Below are 20336 nucleotides of genomic sequence, written 5' to 3' on the forward strand. Positions count from 1 at the left end.
TATTAGGTATTCGGTTCCGGGGAAATCGAAGACGAAATTCTGTCTGTCGTGCGGTCCTGGCAGTTCAGTGAAATTTCGCCGCGAAAACGGCTGCGGCGGGTCCGGAGAAGGTGGCATCGAGTGGCCGACGACCAGAAGTACCTCGACTATCTCAGGCGGCTCACCGCGGACCTGCGGCAGACCCGGCGGCGCCTGCGGATCGCCGAGGCGCGGGGCAGCGAGCCCGTGGCGGTCGTCGGCATGGCGTGCCGCTACCCCGGCGAGGTGCGATCCCCCGAGGACCTCTGGGAGATGGTCTCCTCGGGCCGGGACGGTATGTCCTCCTTCCCCGTGAACCGCGGCTGGGACACCACCGCCCTCTACGACGACGCCCCGGACAACGCCGGCACCACCTACGTGCGTGAGGGCGGATTCGTCCACGAGGCGGGCGACTTCGACGCCGCTCTGTTCAGCATCAGCCCGCGTGAGGCGCTCGCCATGGACCCGCAGCAGCGGCTGTTCCTGGAGACCTCCTGGGAGGCCCTGGAGCGGGCCGGCGTCGACCCGCTGTCCCTGCGCGGCAGCCGCACCGGCGTCTTCGTCGGCTCCTCCTCCTCCGCCTACGGCGCCGGGCTGCGCGCCCTGCCCCAGGGAGTCGAAGGGCACCTGCTGACCGGCAGCGCCCCCAGCGTCGTCTCCGGCCGGGTCGCCTACGCCCTTGGCCTCGAAGGCCCCGCCGTCACCGTGGACACCGCCTGTTCGTCGTCCCTCGTGGCGACCCACCTCGCCGTCCAGGCACTGCGGTCCGGCGAGTGCGACGCCGCCCTCGCCGGCGGCGTCACCGTCATGACCAGCCCCGGCATCTTCACCGAGTTCAGCCGCCAGCGCGGCCTCGCCGCCGACGGCCGCTGCAAGCCGTTCTCCGCGGACGCCGACGGCACCGGGTGGGCCGAGGGCTCGGGTGCCATCGTCCTCAGACGGCTCTCCGACGCCAAGCGGCGCGGCGACCGTATCCTCGCCGTCATCCGGGGCTCCGCCGTCAACCAGGACGGCGCTTCGAACGGGCTCAGCGCCCCCAACGGCCCCTCTCAGGAGCGGGTCATCCTGGCTGCCCTCGAGAACGCCCGGCTCGACCCCGCCGACATCGACGCCGTCGAGGCGCACGGCACCGGGACGACGCTCGGCGACCCGATCGAGGCGCAGGCCCTGCTCGCCACATACGGCCAGGGCGCGCGCCGCCACCCGCTGCGGCTGGGTTCCGTCAAGTCGAACATCGGGCACGCACAGGCCGCCTCCGGCGTCGCCGGTCTCATCAAGATGGTGCTCGCCCTCGGCCGCGAGGAACTGCCGCCCACCCTCCACGTCAGTGCACCCACCCCGCACGTCGACTGGTCCCAGGGCCAGGTGCGACTGCTCACCGACCCGATGGCCTGGCCCAGCGACCCGGAGCGGCCCCGCCGGGCGGGCGTCTCCTCCTTCAGCATCAGCGGCACCAACGCCCACATCATCCTGGAGGGCCCGGACGCGACGGCCGGAGCACCCGACAACGAAACGGGCGAGACGGGCGACGAGGCGGACGAGACGGGCACCGCCGCGGCGGACACCCCCGCCGCCGACTGCCCGGACGCCGACCGGCCGGTGCTCCCCGTCGTCCCGTGGGTGCTGTCCGGGCACACGGCCGAGGCCCTCGCGGCACAGGCAGGCCGCCTGACCGGCATGGCCGATGCCGACCCGGCGGGCGTCGGCCGCTCCCTGCTCTCCCGCGCGGTGTTGGAGCACCGTGCGGTGGTGCTGGGGGAGGATCGTGCCGGGGCGTTGGGGGCGCTGGCGCGGGATGTGGCTCACCCGGAGGTGGTGCGGGGTGTGGCGCGTTCCGGTGGTGCTCCGGTGTTGGTGTTTCCGGGGCAGGGGTCGCAGTGGGTGGGGATGGGTCGTGAGTTGGCGGCGTCGTCGGCGGTGTTTCGGGAGGGGTTGGAGGAGTGTGCGGCGGCGTTGGAGCCGTTCACGGATGGTTGGTCGCTGTGGGAGGTGTTGGAGAGTGATGAGGAGGTGTTGTGGGGTCGGGTTGATGTGGTTCAGCCGGTGTTGTGGGCGTTGATGGTGTCGTTGGCTGGGTTGTGGCGGTCGGTTGGTGTGGTGCCGTCGGCTGTGGTGGGTCATTCGCAGGGTGAGATTGCGGCGGCGGTGGTGGCTGGTGGTTTGTCGTTGGTGGATGGTGCGCGGGTGGTGGGTTTGCGTTCGCGTGCGTTGCGGGTGTTGGCGGGTCGGGGTGGGATGGTGTCGTTGGGTGTGGGTGCTGAGGTGGCTGGGGAGTTGGTGGGTGGTTTTGGTGGTCGGGTTTCGGTTGCGGCGGTGAATGGGCCGGGTTCGACGGTGGTGTCGGGTGAGGTGGGGGCGTTGGATGAGTTGGTGGGTGTGTGTGAGGGGCGTGGGGTGCGGGTGCGTCGGGTTCCGGTGGATTATGCGTCGCATTCGGTGCAGGTGGAGGAGTTGCGGGAGCGGATCCTGGCTGATCTGGGGCCGGTGGTGCCGCGGTCGTCGGTGGTGCCGTTGTATTCGTCGGTGAGGGGTGGGCGGATTGATACGGCGGTGATGGATGCCGGGTATTGGTATGAGAGTCTGCGGTCGTTGGTGCGGTTCGGTGAGGCGACGGATGCGTTGCTGGGCGATGGCCGGTCGGTGTTCCTGGAGTGCAGCCCGCATCCTGTTCTGACTCCTGGTATTGAGGAGACGGTGGAGGCGTCGGGGCGTCCCGGCGCGGTGCTGGCCACGCTTCATCGGGGCAAGGGCGACGCCACGCGCTGGTTGACGGCTCTGGCCGAAGCGCACGTCGCCGGCGTCCCGGTCGACTGGACCACCGTCCTGCCCGACACCCCGCCCGTCGACCTCCCCACCTACGCCTTCCAGCACACCCACTACTGGATGACGGAACCCCCCGAGGCCGCCCGTGCCCTCGACGCGGCGGCGGCGGGCGATCCGGACGAGACGGAGTTCTGGGACGCCGTCGACCGGCTCGACTACGACCAGGTCGCCGGCACCCTGCACCTGGAATCCGGCGACGGTCTGGAGACCGTGCTCCCCGCCCTCTCCGTGTGGCGCCGCAGCCGCGCCGAACGCTCCACCGTCGACGCCTGGCGCTACCGCGTCGCCTGGCATCCCGCCGACCGCACCCCGGCCACCGCGCTTGACGGACACTGGCTGCTGCTGCGCACGGAGGCGGTGGACGCCGACCACACCGCCCGCTGCGCCGGGGCGCTCCGCGCGGCCGGCGCCGAGACGACCGAGCTGACCGTGCCCGACGCCGCGCTCGACCGGTGGGGGCTCAGCCAGCTCCTCCGCGAATCCGCCGGGGCGCCGGTCACCGGCGTCCTGTCCCTGCTGGCCGACGACGGCCGGCCGCACCCCGAGGACCCGGCGGTCTCCATCGGGCTCGGCGCCACCCTCACCGTCGTCCAGGCCCTGGCCGATGCCGAGATCACCGCACCGCTGTGGTGCGCCACCACCGGTGCCGTCGCCGCGCACCGCTCCGACCGGATCACCGACCCCGCCGCCGCCCGCGTCTGGGGCCTCGGCCGGGTCGCCGCGCTCGAACACCCCGACCGCTGGGGCGGGCTGATCGACCTCCCCACCGACCCCGAGCCCCGTGCTCTGGCCCGCCTCGCGGCCGTGCTCACCGGTGACGAGGACCAGGTCGCCGTGCGGGCCGAAGGCGTCTACCTCCGCCGCCTGCTCCACGCACCCTCCACTCCCGCCGAGGGCACCGCTCCGCCCGCCGCCGCACCCGAAGCGGTCCTGATCACGGGCGGCACCGGTGCGCTGGGTGCTGAGGCCGCCCGGATGCTCGCGCGCAGGGGCACCCGGAAGCTGGTGCTGTCCAGCAGACGGGGCGAGGAAGCCCCAGGGGCCGCCGACCTGGTCGCCGAACTCGCCGAGCTCGGGGCGACGGCCACCGTCGCCGCCTGTGACGTCGCCGACCGTGACGCGCTGGCCGCGCTGCTCGCCGAGCACCCGGTCACCGGAGTCGTCCACGCCGCCGGTGTCGATCCGGTCCTGCTGATGGATGCCACATCGGTGAGCGAGCTGGCTGAGGGACTCCGGGCCAAGGCCTGTGGTGCCGAACACCTCGACGCGCTTCTCCCCGACGCCGAACTCTTCGTGCTGTTCTCCTCCATCGCGGGCGTCTGGGGCAGCGGCGGGCAGGGCGCCTACGCCGCGGCCAACGCCCACCTCGACGCCCTCGCCACCGCCCGCCGGGCCGCCGGACGGGCCGGGACCGCCGTCTCCTGGGGCTCCTGGGCCGGGGCCGGTATGGCCGCGCGGGACGGCGCCGACGCATACCTGCGACGCCGCGGGCTGCGCCCGATGGCGTCAACCCTGTGCGTCGCCGCGCTGGAGCGCGCGATCGACTCCGACGACGCGTGCGTGACCGTCGCGGACGTGGACTGGGCACGCTTCACGCCCGCCTTCACCAGCAGTCGGCCCAGCCCGTTGCTGGGCGTCCTGCCCGAGGCCGTCGACGCCCTGGCAGCGGCCTCGGACGGCGGCGAGACCCGTGCGGGGACCTCCGCCTCCTCCGCCGTGCGGACCCTGCTGTCCGGGGTGCCCGAGTCGGAATGGACCCGTACCCTCACCGACCTGGTCCGCCGGGAGACCGCGGCCGCCCTCGGCTACCCCGAACCGGTCGACGCCGAGCGCCCGTTCAAGGACCTGGGCGTGGACTCCCTCACCGCGCTCCAGGTCCGCAAGCGCGTGGCCGACGCCGCCGGCGTGCAGCTGCCCGCGACGCTTGTCTTCGACCACCCCACTCCCTCGGCGGTCGCACGCCACCTGTTGTCGCTGATCGATGACGACGAGCGCGCGGCCGCCGTCACGGTGGCCGTGGCGTCCGACGAACCGCTCGCCATCGTCTCCATGGCCTGCCGCTACCCCGGCGGCGTGGACTCCCCCGAGTCGCTGTGGGACCTGGTCGCCGAAGGCCGCGACGGGGTCGGCGCCTTCCCCACCGACCGCGGCTGGCGGGCGGCTCCCGGCGCGAGTGTCGGCTTCGCCCTCGAGGGCGGCTTTGTGCACGACGCCACTGAGTTCGACGCGGGGCTGTTCGGCATCTCGCCGCGTGAGGCGATGGCGATGGATCCGCAGCAGCGCCTGCTGCTGGAGACGGCGTGGGAGGCGCTGGAGCGGGCGGGCATGAACCCGCGCACGTTCCAGGGGACGTCGACCGGTGTCTTCGTCGGCGCTTCACCCTCCGGATACGGGGTGGGCGCCACCGACTCCGGATCCGAGGGGCACTTCCTGACCGGTATGTCCGGGAGCGTGCTGTCCGGCCGGGTCGCGTACTCGTTCGGTCTGGAGGGGCCGGCGGTCACCGTCGACACGGCGTGCTCGTCGTCGCTGGTCGCGCTGCACCTGGCGGCGCAGTCGCTGCGCACCGGCGAGTGCTCCATGGCGATCGTGGGCGGCGTCGCGGTGATGAGCACCCCCGGGGTCTTCGCGGAGTTCGATCGCCAGGACGGTCTTGCGTCCGATGGTCGGTGCAAGGCGTTCGCGGCTGGTGCGGATGGTACGGGCTGGGGGGAGGGTGTGGGTCTGCTGCTTTTGGAGCGGTTGTCGGATGCGCGGCGTAACGGGCATGAGGTGCTCGGCGTGCTTCGTGGTTCGGCGGTGAACCAGGATGGTGCGTCTAATGGTTTGACGGCGCCGAACGGTCCGGCGCAGCAGCGTGTGGTGCGGGCGGCGTTGGCCGCTGCGGGTCTGGGGGCGTCGGATGTGGATGCGGTGGAGGCGCATGGGACGGGGACGCGGTTGGGTGACCCGATCGAGGCGCAGGCGTTGCTGGCGACGTACGGGCAGGATCGTGTGGAGCCGCTCTATCTGGGGTCGGTGAAGTCGAACATTGGTCATACGCAGGCGGCTTCGGGTGTCGCGGGTGTGATCAAGATGGTGGAGGCGCTGCGTCGGGGTGTGCTGCCGCGGACGCTGCACGTGGACGCGCCGACGCCGCATGTGGACTGGTCCGCCGGAGCGGTGGAGTTGTTGGCGGAGGCGCGCCAGTGGCCGGAGGTGGGTCGTCCGCGTCGGGCGGGTGTGTCGTCGTTCGGTGTGAGTGGGACGAACGCGCACGTGATTCTGGAGCAGGCCGAGGTTGCCGAGGTGTCCCCTGTTGTGGGTGCCGGTGCCGGTGCCGGTGCGGGTGTTGTGGGGCCGTGGGTGGTGTCGGCGCGGTCGCGGGGTGCGCTGGTTGCTCAGGCGGGTCGGCTGGAGACGTTCCTCAGGGAGCGTCCGGATGTGGCTTCCTCGGCGGTGGCGTACACGCTGGCGACGGGGCGTGCGGCGCTGGAGCACCGGGCGGTCGTTCTCGGTGAGGACCGGGACGAACTCCTGGCAGGACTGCACGCCCTGGCCGGAGGAGAAACCTCGCAACGCGTCGTCACCGGCACGGTCCGCACCGGTCGTACCGGTTTCCTGTTCTCGGGGCAGGGTGCGCAGCGGGTCGGGATGGGGCGTGAGCTGTACGAGGCGTTCCCGGTGTTCGCCGACGCTTTCGATGCGGTGTGTGCGCGGGTGGATCTTGATCGGCCGCTGCACGAGGTGGTGTTCGGGGAGGACGCGGAGCTGCTGGCGCGGACGGTGTACACCCAGCCGGCGCTGTTCGCGGTCGAGGTGGCGCTGTTCCGGTTGGTGGAGTCGTGGGGTGTGGTGCCGGATGTGCTGGTGGGTCATTCGATAGGCGAGCTGGCGGCTGCGCATGTGGCGGGTGTGCTGTCGCTGGATGACGCGTGTGCGCTGGTGTCGGCGCGTGGCCGGTTGATGGAGTCGCTGCCGCAGGGCGGTGCGATGCTGGCCGTGGAGGCGGCCGAGGACGGCCTGGACCTGCCCGAGGGCGTGGATCTCGCGGCGGTCAACGGGCCGACGTCGGTGACGGTCTCCGGTGACGCGGACGCGGTCGAGGCGCTGGAGGAGCGGCTGCGTTCCGAGGGTGTGCGGGTGAAGCGGCTGGTGGTCTCGCACGCGTTCCACTCGCATCTGATGGAGCCGATGCTGGCGGAGTTCGCGGCCGTCGCGGAGTCGCTGACCTACCACCCCCCGACGATCCCCCTCGTGGCCACGGCTCCGGGCGACATGGCCACGCCCGCCTACTGGGTGGGGCAGATCCGCGAGCCGGTCCGCTTCGCCGACGCCATCGCCTCCCTCGACGGTGTCCGCGTCCTCCTCGAAGTCGGCCCCGCCGGGGTCCTGTGCCCGCTCGTCCCGCACATCGCCGAGGACGTGACCGCCGTCCCGGCCCTGCGTGCGGGAGCCGAGGAGACGAACGCCTTCCTGCGGGCCCTGGCCGTCCTGCACGTCCAGGGTGCGGCCGTGGACTGGGGTCGGGTTGTGTCGGGGCCGGGTGTGGGGTTGCCGACGTATGCCTTCCAGCGTGAGCGGTTCTGGTTGGGGGCGGCGGTTGTGGAGGGTGTGGTGGCGGGTGCGGAGGATGAGGCGTTTTGGTCGGTGGTGGAGGCTGGTGACAGTGGGGCGTTGGCGGATGTGTTGCGGGTGGGGGCTGGTGAGGCGGAGGCGGTGTTGCCGGCTTTGGCGGGTTGGCGGCGTGCGCGGGTGGAGCGTTCGCGGGCTGACGGCATGCGTTATCGGGTGTCGTGGAGTGTGGTGGGCGACGCGGGGGTGAGTGCTTCGGGGCGTTGGCTGGTGGTGGCGACGGAGGGTGTGTCCGCGGAGTGGGTGGAGGCGTGTGTATCGGCTTTGGCGGGTGGTGGTGCGGATCCGTTCGTGGTGGTTCTCGACGATGGTGAGCTTGATCGGTGGGAGTTGGCTGGCCGGTTGACGGAGGAGGACGCTTTGGGGGGTGGTGTCGCTGGGGTGTTGTCTTTGGCGGCGTTGGATTCGCGGGTGGGTGTGGTGGGTGTGCCGGAGGGTTTGCCGGTGTCGGTCGCGTGGTCGCTGGCGTTGGTGCAGGCGTTGGGTGACGCGGAGGTCGATGTGCCGTTGTGGTGTGTGACGTCGGGTGCGGTCTCGACGGGGCGTGCTGATGGTGTGGTGGTCGCGGAGCAGGCTCAGGTGTGGGGGATGGGTCGGGTTGCGGCGTTGGAGTTTCCGCAGCGTTGGGGTGGTCTGGTGGATGTGCCGGCGGTGCTTGACGAGCGTGCGGGTGCGCGTTTGGTGCGGGTGCTGTCGGGTGCGGAGGATCAGGTCGCGGTGCGGGCGTCGGGTGTGTTCGGGCGTCGTTTGGTGCGGGTGGAGGCGGGGTCCGGTGTTCCGGGTGAGTTCTCGTCGTCGGGTGCGGTGCTGGTGACGGGTGGGACGGGGGCGCTGGGTGCGGCTGTGGCGCGTCGTCTGGCTGTGCGTGGGGTGAGGGATCTGGTGTTGACGAGTCGGCGGGGGATGGAGGCGGCCGGGGCTGGCGAGTTGGTCGCCGAGTTGGCTGGGCTGGGTGCGGTGGCGAGGGTGGTGGCCTGTGATGTGGCTGATCGTGGGGCGCTGGCGGCGTTGCTGGCGGAGCATCCGGTGACGGGTGTGTTCCATGCGGCGGGTGTGGTGGACACGGTTCCGTTGGTGGGTGTGGGTCCGGAGGAGTTCGCGGAGGTGTTGCGGGCGAAGACGTTGGGTGCCGGGTATCTGGACGAACTGGTGCCCGATGCTGAGATGTTCGTTCTGTTCTCCTCGATCGCGGGTGTGTGGGGCAGTGGGGGTCAGTCCGCGTATGCGGCGGCCAACGCGCATCTCGACGCGCTGGCGGAGGCGCGTCGGGCCCGTGGCCTGGCGGCGACCTCGGTGGCCTGGGGACCGTGGGCCGAAGCCGGCATGCTCGTCGAGGAGAACGCGGAGGACTACCTGCGCCGCCGCGGCCTGACGCCGCTGCCGCCCGAGCTCGGAGTGACCATCCTTGAGGACGCGGTCGCACGCGACCTGGGCTGCATCGTCGCCGCCGACGCCGACTGGGGGCGCTTCGCCCCGGCCTTCGGGTCGGGCCGCGCCACCACCCTCTTCGACGACGTTCCCGAAGCAGCGGCTCCGTCCGCCCCGGCGTCCGGGGCGGACTCCGACGCGGCACCCCTCATGGCAGCGCTCGCCGGAAAGGGGCCCGCCGAGCGCCGGGCCGTCCTGCTGGACGCCGTCAGAACCGGTGCCGCCGCGGTCCTGGGTCATGCGAGTGCGGACAGCGTCCCCGTCGAACTGTCCTTCTCCTCGCTCGGCTTCGACTCGCTCACCGCCGTCGACCTTCGTGACCGACTGATGGCCGAAACTGGCCTCTCGCTGTCCGCCACACTCGTCTTCGACCACCCCACCGCCCAGGCGCTCGCCGCCCACCTCGCCGACCTGCTGCCCTCCTCCACACCCGGCGACGCCTCCGCGTCCCCCGCCCCCCGTGCCGCCGCCGACCCGGACGAGCCGATCGCGATCGTCTCCATGGCCTGCCGCTACCCCGGCGGAGTCGGGTCGCCCGACGACCTGTGGGACCTGGTCGCCGCGGGGGCCGACGGCATCTCCGCCTTCCCCGCCGACCGGGACTGGGACCTCGCGGCCCTCCAGGAGACGGGAGCCTTCGCCACCGAGGGCGGCTTTGTGCACGACGCCACTGAGTTCGACGCGGGGCTGTTCGGCATCTCGCCGCGTGAGGCGATGGCGATGGATCCGCAGCAGCGCCTGCTGCTGGAGACGGCGTGGGAGGCGCTGGAGCGGGCGGGCATGAACCCGCGCACGCTCCAGGGGACGTCGACCGGCGTCTTCGTCGGCGCCTCGACCTCCGGCTACGGCACCGGCGGGCGTACCGAGGGCGCGGACGGCCACCTGATGACCGGTATGGCCGGCAGCGTGCTGTCCGGCCGGGTCGCGTACTCGTTCGGTCTGGAGGGGCCGGCGGTCACCGTCGACACGGCGTGCTCGTCGTCGCTGGTCGCGCTGCACCTGGCGGCGCAGTCGCTGCGCACCGGGGAGTGTGAGATGGCCCTCGCGGGCGGTGTCACCGTGATCGTCGGTCCCGATATCTTCGCGGAGTTCGATCGCCAGGACGGTCTTGCGTCCGATGGTCGGTGCAAGGCGTTCGCGGCTGGTGCGGATGGTACGGGCTGGGGCGAGGGTGTGGGTCTGCTGCTTTTGGAGCGGTTGTCGGATGCGCGGCGTAACGGGCATGAGGTGCTCGGGGTGCTTCGTGGTTCGGCGGTGAACCAGGATGGTGCGTCGAATGGTTTGACGGCGCCGAACGGTCCGGCGCAGCAGCGTGTGGTGCGGGCGGCGTTGGCCGCTGCGGGTCTGGGGGCGTCGGATGTGGATGCGGTGGAGGCGCATGGAACGGGGACGACCCTGGGTGACCCGATCGAGGCGCAGGCGTTGCTGGCGACGTACGGGCAGGACCGGGACGAGCCGCTCTATCTGGGGTCGGTGAAGTCGAACATCGGTCATACGCAGGCGGCTTCGGGTGTCGCGGGTGTGATCAAGATGGTGGAGGCGCTGCGTCGGGGTGTGCTGCCGCGGACGCTGCATGTGGACGCGCCGACGCCGCATGTGGACTGGTCTGCCGGAGCGGTGGAGTTGTTGGCGGAGGCGCGCCAGTGGCCGGAGGTGGGTCGTCCGCGTCGGGCGGGTGTGTCGTCGTTCGGTGTGAGTGGGACGAACGCGCACGTGATTCTGGAGCAGGCCGAGGCTGCCGAGGTGTCCCCTGTTGTGGGTGCCGGTGCCGGTGCCGGTGCCGGTGCCGGTGCGGGTGTTGTGGGGCCGTGGGTGGTGTCGGCGCGGTCGCGGGGTGCGCTGGTTGCTCAGGCGGGTCGGCTGGAGACGTTCCTCAGGGAGCGTCCGGATGTGGCTTCCTCGGCGGTGGCGTACACGCTGGCGACGGGGCGTGCGGCGCTGGAGCACCGGGCGGTCGTTCTCGGTGAGGACCGGGAGGAACTCCTGGCAGGGCTGCACGCGCTGGCCGAGGACCGGTCCGTGCCGTCGGTGGTGCGCGACGAGGTCGTGCACGGCGGGCTGGCTTTGCTGTTCTCGGGTCAGGGTGCGCAGCGGGTCGGGATGGGGCGTGGGTTGTACGAGGCGTTCCCGGTGTTCGCCGACGCGTTCGACGCGGTGTGTGCGCGGGTGGATCTCGACCGGCCGCTGCACGAGGTGGTGTTCGGGGACGGTGAGGCGCTGGACCGCACGGTCTACACGCAGCCCGCGCTGTTCGCGGTCGAGGTGGCGCTGTTCCGGTTGGTGGAGTCCTGGGGTGTGGCTCCGGATGTACTGGTGGGTCATTCGATAGGCGAGCTGGCGGCCGCGCATGTGGCGGGTGTGCTGTCGCTGGATGACGCGTGTCGTTTGGTGTCGGCGCGTGGCCGGTTGATGGAGGCGCTGCCGCGGGGCGGTGCGATGCTGGCGGTGGAGGCGGCCGAGGACGGCCTGGACCTGCCGGAGGGTGTGGCTCTGGCGGCGGTCAACGGGCCTACGTCGGTGACGGTCTCCGGCGACGCGGACGCGGTCGACGCCCTGGAAGAACGGCTGCGCGCCCAGAACGTCCGGGTGAAGCGGCTGACGGTCTCCCACGCCTTCCACTCACACCGCATGGAGCCGATGCTGGCGGAGTTCGCGGCGGTCGCGGAGTCGCTGACCTACCACCCCCCGACGATCCCCGTGGTGGCCACGGCTCCGGGCGACATGGCCACGCCGGCGTACTGGGTGGGGCAGATCCGCGAGCCGGTCCGCTTCGCCGACGCGATCTCTTCCCTCAGCGGTGTGCGCACGGCATTGGAGCTGGGTCCCGCCGGTGTGCTCTGCGCCGTCGCCGCGGAGCAGGCCGACACCCTCGTCGCCGTACCCGCACTGCGCCCGGACCGCCCCGAGGCCGGCACCCTCCTCGCCGCCCTCGCACGCCTGCACACCCGTGGCATCACGGTCGAGTGGGGTCGGGTTGTGTCGGGGCCGGGTGTGGGGTTGCCGACGTATGCCTTCCAGCGTGAGCGGTTCTGGTTGGGGGCGGCGGTTGTGGAGGGTGTGGTGGCGGGTGCGGAGGATGAGGCGTTTTGGTCGGTGGTGGAGGCTGGTGACAGTGGGGCGTTGGCGGATGTGTTGCGGGTGGGGGCTGGTGAGGCGGAGGCGGTGTTGCCGGCTTTGGCGGGTTGGCGGCGTGCGCGGGTGGAGCGTTCGCGGGCTGACGGCATGCGTTATCGGGTGTCGTGGAGTGTGGTGGGCGACGCGGGGGTGAGTGCTTCGGGGCGTTGGCTGGTGGTGGCGACGGAGGGTGTGTCCGCGGAGTGGGTGGAGGCGTGTGTATCGGCTTTGGCGGGTGGTGGTGCGGATCCGTTCGTGGTGGTTCTCGACGATGGTGAGCTTGATCGGTGGGAGTTGGCTGGCCGGTTGACGGAGGAGGACGCTTTGGGGGGTGGTGTCGCTGGGGTGTTGTCTTTGGCGGCGTTGGATTCGCGGGTGGGTGTGGTGGGTGTGCCGGAGGGTTTGCCGGTGTCGGTCGCGTGGTCGCTGGCGTTGGTGCAGGCGTTGGGTGACGCGGAGGTCGATGTGCCGTTGTGGTGTGTGACGTCGGGTGCGGTCTCGACGGGGCGTGCTGATGGTGTGGTGGTCGCGGAGCAGGCTCAGGTGTGGGGGATGGGTCGGGTTGCGGCGTTGGAGTTTCCGCAGCGTTGGGGTGGTCTGGTGGATGTGCCGGCGGTGCTTGACGAGCGTGCGGGTGCGCGTTTGGTGCGGGTGCTGTCGGGTGCGGAGGATCAGGTCGCGGTGCGGGCGTCGGGTGTGTTCGGGCGTCGTTTGGTGCGGGTGGAGGCGGGGTCCGGTGTTCCGGGTGAGTTCTCGTCGTCGGGTGCGGTGCTGGTGACGGGTGGGACGGGGGCGCTGGGTGCGGCTGTGGCGCGTCGTCTGGCTGTGCGTGGGGTGAGGGATCTGGTGTTGACGAGTCGGCGGGGGATGGAGGCGGCCGGGGCTGGCGAGTTGGTCGCCGAGTTGGCTGGGCTGGGTGCGGTGGCGAGGGTGGTGGCCTGTGATGTGGCTGATCGTGGGGCGCTGGCGGCGTTGCTGGCGGAGCATCCGGTGACGGGTGTGTTCCATGCGGCGGGTGTGGTGGACACGGTTCCGTTGGTGGGTGTGGGTCCGGAGGAGTTCGCGGAGGTGTTGCGGGCGAAGACGTTGGGTGCCGGGTATCTGGACGAACTGGTGCCCGATGCTGAGATGTTCGTTCTGTTCTCCTCGATCGCGGGTGTGTGGGGCAGTGGGGGTCAGTCCGCGTATGCGGCGGCCAACGCGCATCTCGACGCGCTGGCGGAGGCGCGTCGGGCCCGTGGCCTGGCGGCGACCTCGGTGGCCTGGGGACCGTGGGCCGAAGCCGGCATGCTCGTCGACGGCGAGGCGGAGGAGCACCTGCGCCGCCGCGGCCTCCTCCCGCTCGACCCCGCGCTCTCCGTGACCGCGCTGGAGCAGGCGGTCTCCCAGGACCTCGGCTGCCTCACCTTCGCCGACGTCGACTGGGACCGGTTCGCCACCAGCTTCACCGCCGTCCGCCCGGCGCCGTTGTTCGCCGCGCTCCCCGAGGCCGCCAGGCCCGACGCCGGGGCGACGGCCTCCGCCCAGGGCGTCCCGCTCCGCCGCCGCATCGCTGAACTCGGCACGCAGCAACGGGAGCGAGTCCTGCTGGCACTGGTTCGCGACGAGGCGGCCGCCACCCTGGGCCACCGCGGCAGCGACGGCGTCGCACCGCTGCGGGCCTTCTCCGACCTCGGCTTCGACTCGCTGATGGCGGTGGAACTGCGAGCACGGCTGAGCGAGGCCACCGGCCTCGACCTGCCCTCGACCCTGGTCTTCGATCACCCCACCGCCCAGGACCTCACCACTCATCTCGTCGGTCTGCTCGCCGCGGACCTCCCGGCACCGGCCGGGAACGAGGAGGAGGGAGCCCTGGAGGCCGCGGTCGTCCCGGCCGCCGCCGGCTCCCACGACGAGCCGCTGGCCGTCGTCGGCATGAGCTGCCGCTTCCCCGGTGGCGTCCAGTCCCCCGAGGACCTGTGGGGCCTCGTCGCCGGAGGTGTCGACGCGGTCGGCGACTGCCCCGCCGAGCGCGGCTGGCCCCAACGGCCGGCCGACGGCGACGGCGGACCCCGTCCCCTCCAGGGCGGATTCCTCGCCGACATCGCCTCCTTCGACGCCGGCCTGTTCAACATCTCGCCGCGCGAGGCCGTGATGATGGACCCGCAGCAGCGGCTGCTGCTGGAGACGGCCTGGGAGGTCTTCGAGCGGGCCGGTGTCGACCCGCTCTCCCTGCGCGGGTCCCGCACGGGGGTCTTCGCGGGCGCCAACAACCACGACTACACCTCCCTGCCCGGCGAGACCCCGGAGGACGGCGAGGGCTACCTGGCCACCGGCGGCTCCGCCAGCGTGCTCTCCGGCCGGATCTCCTACACCTTCGGCCTGGAGGGCCCGGCCGTCACCGTCGATACCGCCTGCTCGTCCGGTCTGGTCGCCCTGCACCTCGCGGGGCAGGCTCTGCGCCGCGGCGAATGCTCCCTGGCCCTGGCCGGCGGTGTGGTCACCATGTCCACGCCGGGGGTCTTCGCCGAGTTCGGCAAGCAGGACGCGATGGCGGCCGACGGCCGCTGCAAGGCGTTCTCCGACGAGGCGGACGGCACGGGCTGGGGCGAGGGCGTCGGCGTCCTGCTCCTCGAGCGCCTCTCGGACGCCCGCCGCAACGGCCGCCGCGTCCTCGCGGTCGTCCGCGGCTCCGCCGTCAACCAGGACGGCGCCTCCAACGGCCTCACCGCCCCCAACGGCCCCGCCCAGCAGCGCGTCATCCGTGCCGCCCTCGCCGACGCCGGGCTGACCCCGTCCGACGTCGACATGGTCGAGGCGCACGGCACCGGCACGAAGCTCGGCGACCCGATCGAAGCCCAGGCACTGCTGGCCACCTACGGGCAGGACCGGGCGGACGAGGTGCCGCTCTGGCTCGGCTCCGTCAAGTCCAACATCGGTCACACCCAGGCGGCTTCCGGGATCGCGGGCGTCATCAAGGGAGCCATGGCGATGCGGGCCGGCCGCATGCCCCGCACGCTCTTCGCCGACCGGCCCACCACCGAGGTCGACTGGACGGCCGGAAACGTCCGGCTGCTCTCCGAGGAGCGGGCCTGGCCCGAGAAGTCCGGGCCGCGCCGCGTGGGCGTCTCGTCGTTCGGCATGAGCGGCACCAACGCCCACGTGATCCTGGAGCAGGCGCCCGCCGAAGAGCCGCCCGTACGCGAACCCGCCGGGACCGCGCCCGTCGTCCGTGCCGGGGCCGTCGTGACCGGGCCCGCCGGGGCGACGCCCCCCGCCCGTCCGGTGCCGTGGCTGCTCTCCGCCGACACCCCCGACGGCCTGCGCGACCAGGCCCGCCGGCTCGCCGCCTCCGGGCCGGTCGCCCGGGCGTCGGACGATCCGCTCGACGTGGCCTGGACGCTGGCCACGGCCCGCGCCACCCTGACCGAGCGTGCCGTCGTCCTCAGCGCCGAAGGGCTCGCCGCCCTCGCCGCCGACGGCGAGTCGCCGGACCTGCGCCGTGGCACGGCCCGTCAGACCGGCGCGCCCGTCTTCGTCTTCCCGGGGCAGGGCGGCCAGTGGAGCGGCATGGCCGCCCGGCTGATCGACACCGAGCCGGTGTTCCGGGCACGCTTCGAGGAGTGCGAGCGCGCCCTCGCCCCGTATCTCGACTTCTCGCCCATCGCGGTGATCCGCGGCGAGGACCCGGCGCACGTCGGCACGGACCGTGCCTATGTCGTCCAGCCGCTGCTGTGGGCGGTCATGGTGTCGCTGGCCGAGCTGTGGCGCGCCTCGGGCGTCGAGCCCGCTGCCGTGATCGGCGCCTCCCAGGGCGAACTGGCCGCCGCCGTCGTCTCCGGCTCCATGGAACTGGAGGACGCCGCGCGCATCGTCGCCGCCCGCAGCCGGGCCATCGCCGACCAGCTGTCGGGCCGCAGCGGTATGGTGTCCCTCCCGCTGCCCGAAGCCGACGCCGCGGAACTGCTCGCCACACTCACCGGACCGCTGTGGATCGCCGCGCTCAACGGCCCGCGGGTCACCGTGGTCGGCGGTGAGAGCGCCGCACTCGCCGAACTGACCGCCGAGTGCGAACGGCGCGGGGTGCGCAGCCGCCGCATCGAAGTCGACTACGCCTCGCACACCGTGCTGGTCGAGCCGCTCCGCCCGGTCTTCGAGGCGCTGCCCGAGACCCCCCGCGCCGCCGGCGACGTACCGATCTACTCGACGGTCACCGGGGCCGCGCTGGACACCGCGGAACTGGACCGCGACTACTGGTACCGCAACCTCCGCCACACCGTACGGCTCGACAAGGCCGTCCGTGCCGCCGTGGCCGACGGGCACACCGCCTTTCTGGAGATCAGCCCCCACCCGGTGCTCACCCCCGCCGTCACCGACATCCTCGACGACACCGGCACCCCGGGCGCGGTCCTCACCACGCTGCGCCGCGGCGAGGACGACGTCCGCCGCTGGGCGCTCGCGCTGGCCGAGGCCCACTGCGCGGGTGTCGGCGTCGACTGGCCCGGTCTGCTCGGCGGCCCCGCCGGCCGGCGCGTCCTCGACCTGCCCACCTACCCCTTCCAGCAACGCCGTTACTGGCCGGACGTCCGCCCGGCCGCCGACGTCACCGCCGCCGGCCTGTCCGGCGTACGGCACCCGCTGCTCGGCGCGGCGGCTCCGCTGGCCGGCGGCGGCACGCTGTGGACGGGCCGGCTGTCGGCGGCCACCCACCCCTGGATCGCCGAGCACACCATCGAGGACACGGTGCTGCTGCCCGGCACCGCGTTCGTGGAACTCGCCCTGCACGCGGGCCTCGACGGCCTGGACGAGCTCACCCTCCAGGCCCCCCTGGTCGTACCGGCGGGCGCGGCCGTGACGCTCCAGATGCTCGTCGGGGAGGCCGCCGGGGACGGCCGTCGGCCCGTCACCGTCTCCGCCCGCCCCGAGACCGCGGACGCCCCCGGCGATGCGGGTCGGGAATGGACCACCCACGCCACCGGCTTCCTCGCCGGCCCGGGCAGCGCGGAAGGGACCCCCGAGCCCGCCTCCCGGTCCCCGTGGCCGCCCGCCGGAGCCGTACCGGTCCCCGTCGAAGGTTGCTACGAGGCACTCGCCACCGCCGGCTACACCTACGGCCCGGTCTTCCAGGGGCTGAAGGCACTTTGGCGCTCCGGCGACGACCTGTACGCGGAGGTCGCGCTCCCCGACGGGGCACGCGCCGACGCCGAACGCTTCGGACTGCACCCCGCGCTCTTCGACGCCGCCCTGCACGCGGCCGGAGTGGGCGGACTGCTCGCGGGGACCGGGCTGCTCCCGTTCGCCTGGGAAGGCGTCCGGCTGCACGCGACGGGAGCCGCCACCCTGCGGGTGCGGCTCTCCCCGGTCGGCCGGGACACCCTCGCACTCCAGGCCACCGACGCCGCCGGGACACCCGTCGCCGAAGTCGCCTCCCTCACCCTGCGGCAGGTCGGCCCCGACGCGCTGCGCCGGGCCGCCCGTGCCGCCGACCTCGACGTGCTCCACCGCGTGGACTGGGCTCCCGTCACCGAGGGAACGGTCCTCCCGCTGGTCCTCGTCGGCTCGCCGCCCACCGCCCTCGCGTCGCTCGCGGCGACCCGCTACGACGACCTGGACGCGCTCGGCGCCGCGCTCGACGCGGGCGAGCCGCTGCCGGAGGCCGTCCTGTGGTGCGGCTCCCGGGCCGGCGAAGCGGAAGCCGTGGACGCGGCCGGCTCCGCGACCGCCCTGCATGCCGCCGTCCACGAGGCGCTGCACGCGACACATACCTGGCTGGCCGACGCCCGCTTCGCCGGCTCCCGGCTCACCGTGCTGACCTCGCGCGCGGTCGCCGTCGGCGCGGGCGAAGGTGTCCCCGACCTCGCGGGCGCCGCCGTGCACGGCCTGCTGCGCTCGGCGCGGAGCGAACACCCCGACCACTTCGCCCTCATCGACGCCGACGGCCACCCCGACTCGGCCGCCGCCCTGCCCGCCGCCCTCGGCTCCCCGGAGCCACAGCTCGCCATCCGCGCGGGCGCACTGCTCGCGCCCCGGCTGGCCCGCGGCGCCTCCCCGGCCCCCGCCGGAGAGCCGATGCCCGGCACCCGGCTGGACACCACCGGCGAAGGAACCCTGGAGAACCTGGCGTTCGTGCCCGCCCCCGAGGCCCTCGCCGACCTCGGCCCCACCCAGGTCCGGGTCGCGATGCGCGCCGCGGGCGTCAACTTCCGCGACGTGGCGATGGCCCTCGGCATGGTCCCCGGCCAGCGCGGCATGGGAACCGAGGGCGCCGGCGTGGTCCTGGAGACGGGCGCCGAGGTCACCGACCTCGCCCCCGGCGACCGTGTCTTCGGCCTCTTCGCCGGGGCCTTCGGCCCGACCGCGGTCACCGACCGGCGGGTGCTGGCCAGGATGCGGCCGGAGTGGAACTTCGCCGAGGCGGCCTCCGTACCCACACCGTTCCTCACGGCCTACTACGGCCTCGTGGACGTCGCCGGCGTCACCGCGGGCGAGACCGTCCTCGTCCACGCGGCGGCGGGCGGCGTCGGCATGGCCGCCGTACAGCTCGCCCGCCACCTCGGCCTGCAGATCCACGGCACCGCCTCCCCGGGCAAGTGGCGGGTCACCGGCCTGCCCGAAGAGCGGCTCTCCTCCTCACGGAGCACGGACTTCGAGGACCGGGTGCGCGAAGCCACCGACGGGCGCGGCGTGGACGTCGTGCTGAACTCGCTGGAGGGCCCCTTCATCGACGCCTCGCTGCGACTGCTCGCGCCCGGCGGCCGGTTCGTCGAGATGGGCAAGACGGACATCCGCGACGGCGCGCGGGTCACCGCCGACCACCCCGGCACCCACTACGAGGTGTTCGACCTCATGAGCACCGACCGGGGCCGGATCGCGGAGATCTTCACCGAGATCATCGGCCTGTTCGAGCAGGGCGTCCTGGAACTCCTGCCGCTCACCGCCTGGGACCTGCGCGACGCCGCCGAGGCGTTCCGGTTCATGGGACGCGGTCGGCACGTCGGCAAGAACGTCCTCACCCTGCCCGCCGCCCCCGACCCGGAGGGCACGGTCCTCATCACCGGCGGCACCGGAGCGCTGGCGGCCCTGCTCGCCCGTCACCTCGTCGCCGAGCAGGGCGTACGGCACCTGGTGCTGGTGAGCCGCAGCGGCCCGGCCGCCCCCGGCGCGGACCGGCTCGCCGCCGAACTCGCCGACGCCGGGGCCGCCGTGCGGATCGAGGCCTGCGACATCGCCGACCGCGGGGCGCTCACCGCCCTGCTGGCCGGCCTGGACCGGCCGCTCACCGGAGTCGTCCACGCCGCCGGGATTCTGGACGACGGGGTGCTCGAGGCGCTCACCCCCGAGCGGGCCGACCGGGTCCTCGCCCCCAAGGCGGACGCGGCCCTGTTCCTGGACGAACTGACCTCCCAGCAGGATCTGGCGTTCTTCGTCCTGTTCTCCTCGGCCGCCGCGACGTTCGGGTCCGCCGGGCAGGCGAGCTACTCCGCCGCCAACGCCGTCCTCGACGCCCTCGCCCACCGCCGCCGGGTCCGCGGACTCGCCGGCCAGTCCCTGGCCTGGGGTCTGTGGGACACCGAGGACGGCATGGCGGGCAGCCTCGGCCGCCGCCAACGCGACCGGGCGGCGACCGCCGGTGTGATCGGCGCGGAAGCGGGCATGGCGCTGTACGACACCGCCCGCACCCTGCCGCACGCCCATCTGGTGCCCGTCGCCCTCGACCTCGCACGGCTCCGCGAGGAGGCGAAGGGGCAGCCGGTGCCCGCCCTGCTGCGCGGGCTGGTCCGCGCCCCCGCCGAACGCATGCGGGCCGGCGCGGCGGCCCCCCGCGACCTGGCCGCCGACCTGGCCCGGCTCCCGGAGCCGGAGCAGCGGCGGACCGTCCTCGACCTGGTCCGAGCGCAGGCCGCCGCCGTCCTCGGCTACGAGGGACCGGACGCCGTCGCCACCGACCACGCCTTCACCAAGCTCGGCTTCGACTCGCTCACCGCGGTGGAACTGCGCAACCGGCTCACCAAGGCGACCGCACTGCGGCTGCCCGCCGCCCTGGTCTTCGAATACCCCACGCCGGCGGCACTCGCCGCGCACCTGTGGACCTCACTGGCCGGGTCCACCGACCCGGCGGAGGCGGACACGGCCGACGTGCTGGCTGGACTGGACCGCCTGGAAGCGGCCGTCGGTCGGCTCACCACGGCCGGGGCCGACAGCCCCGTCGTCGCCGACCGGCTGCGCGCCCTGCTGGCCCGGGTGACCGAGGGCGAGACGGACACGGCAGGCGCCAAGACCGCCGTCGCGGACCGGTTCGAGGACGCCTCCGCATCCGACGTCTTCGACTTCATCGACAAGGAGCTGGGACTGTCGTGAAC

General features: G+C 73.1%; 1 protein-coding gene. It reads left to right on the forward strand.

Going from position 1 to position 20336, the window contains the following annotated elements:
* The first annotated feature begins 90 nt into the window (after positions 1-90).
* Positions 91-20334 carry a type I polyketide synthase gene (locus tag V6D49_RS25660; protein ID WP_445330667.1) on the forward strand — a complete coding sequence of 6748 codons (20244 nt, stop codon included), beginning with the start codon at positions 91-93 and terminating at the stop codon, positions 20332-20334.
* Positions 20335-20336 lie beyond the last annotated feature (2 nt).

Source organism: Streptomyces sp. GSL17-111 (genome assembly GCF_037911585.1).
Classification (GTDB): domain Bacteria; phylum Actinomycetota; class Actinomycetes; order Streptomycetales; family Streptomycetaceae; genus Streptomyces.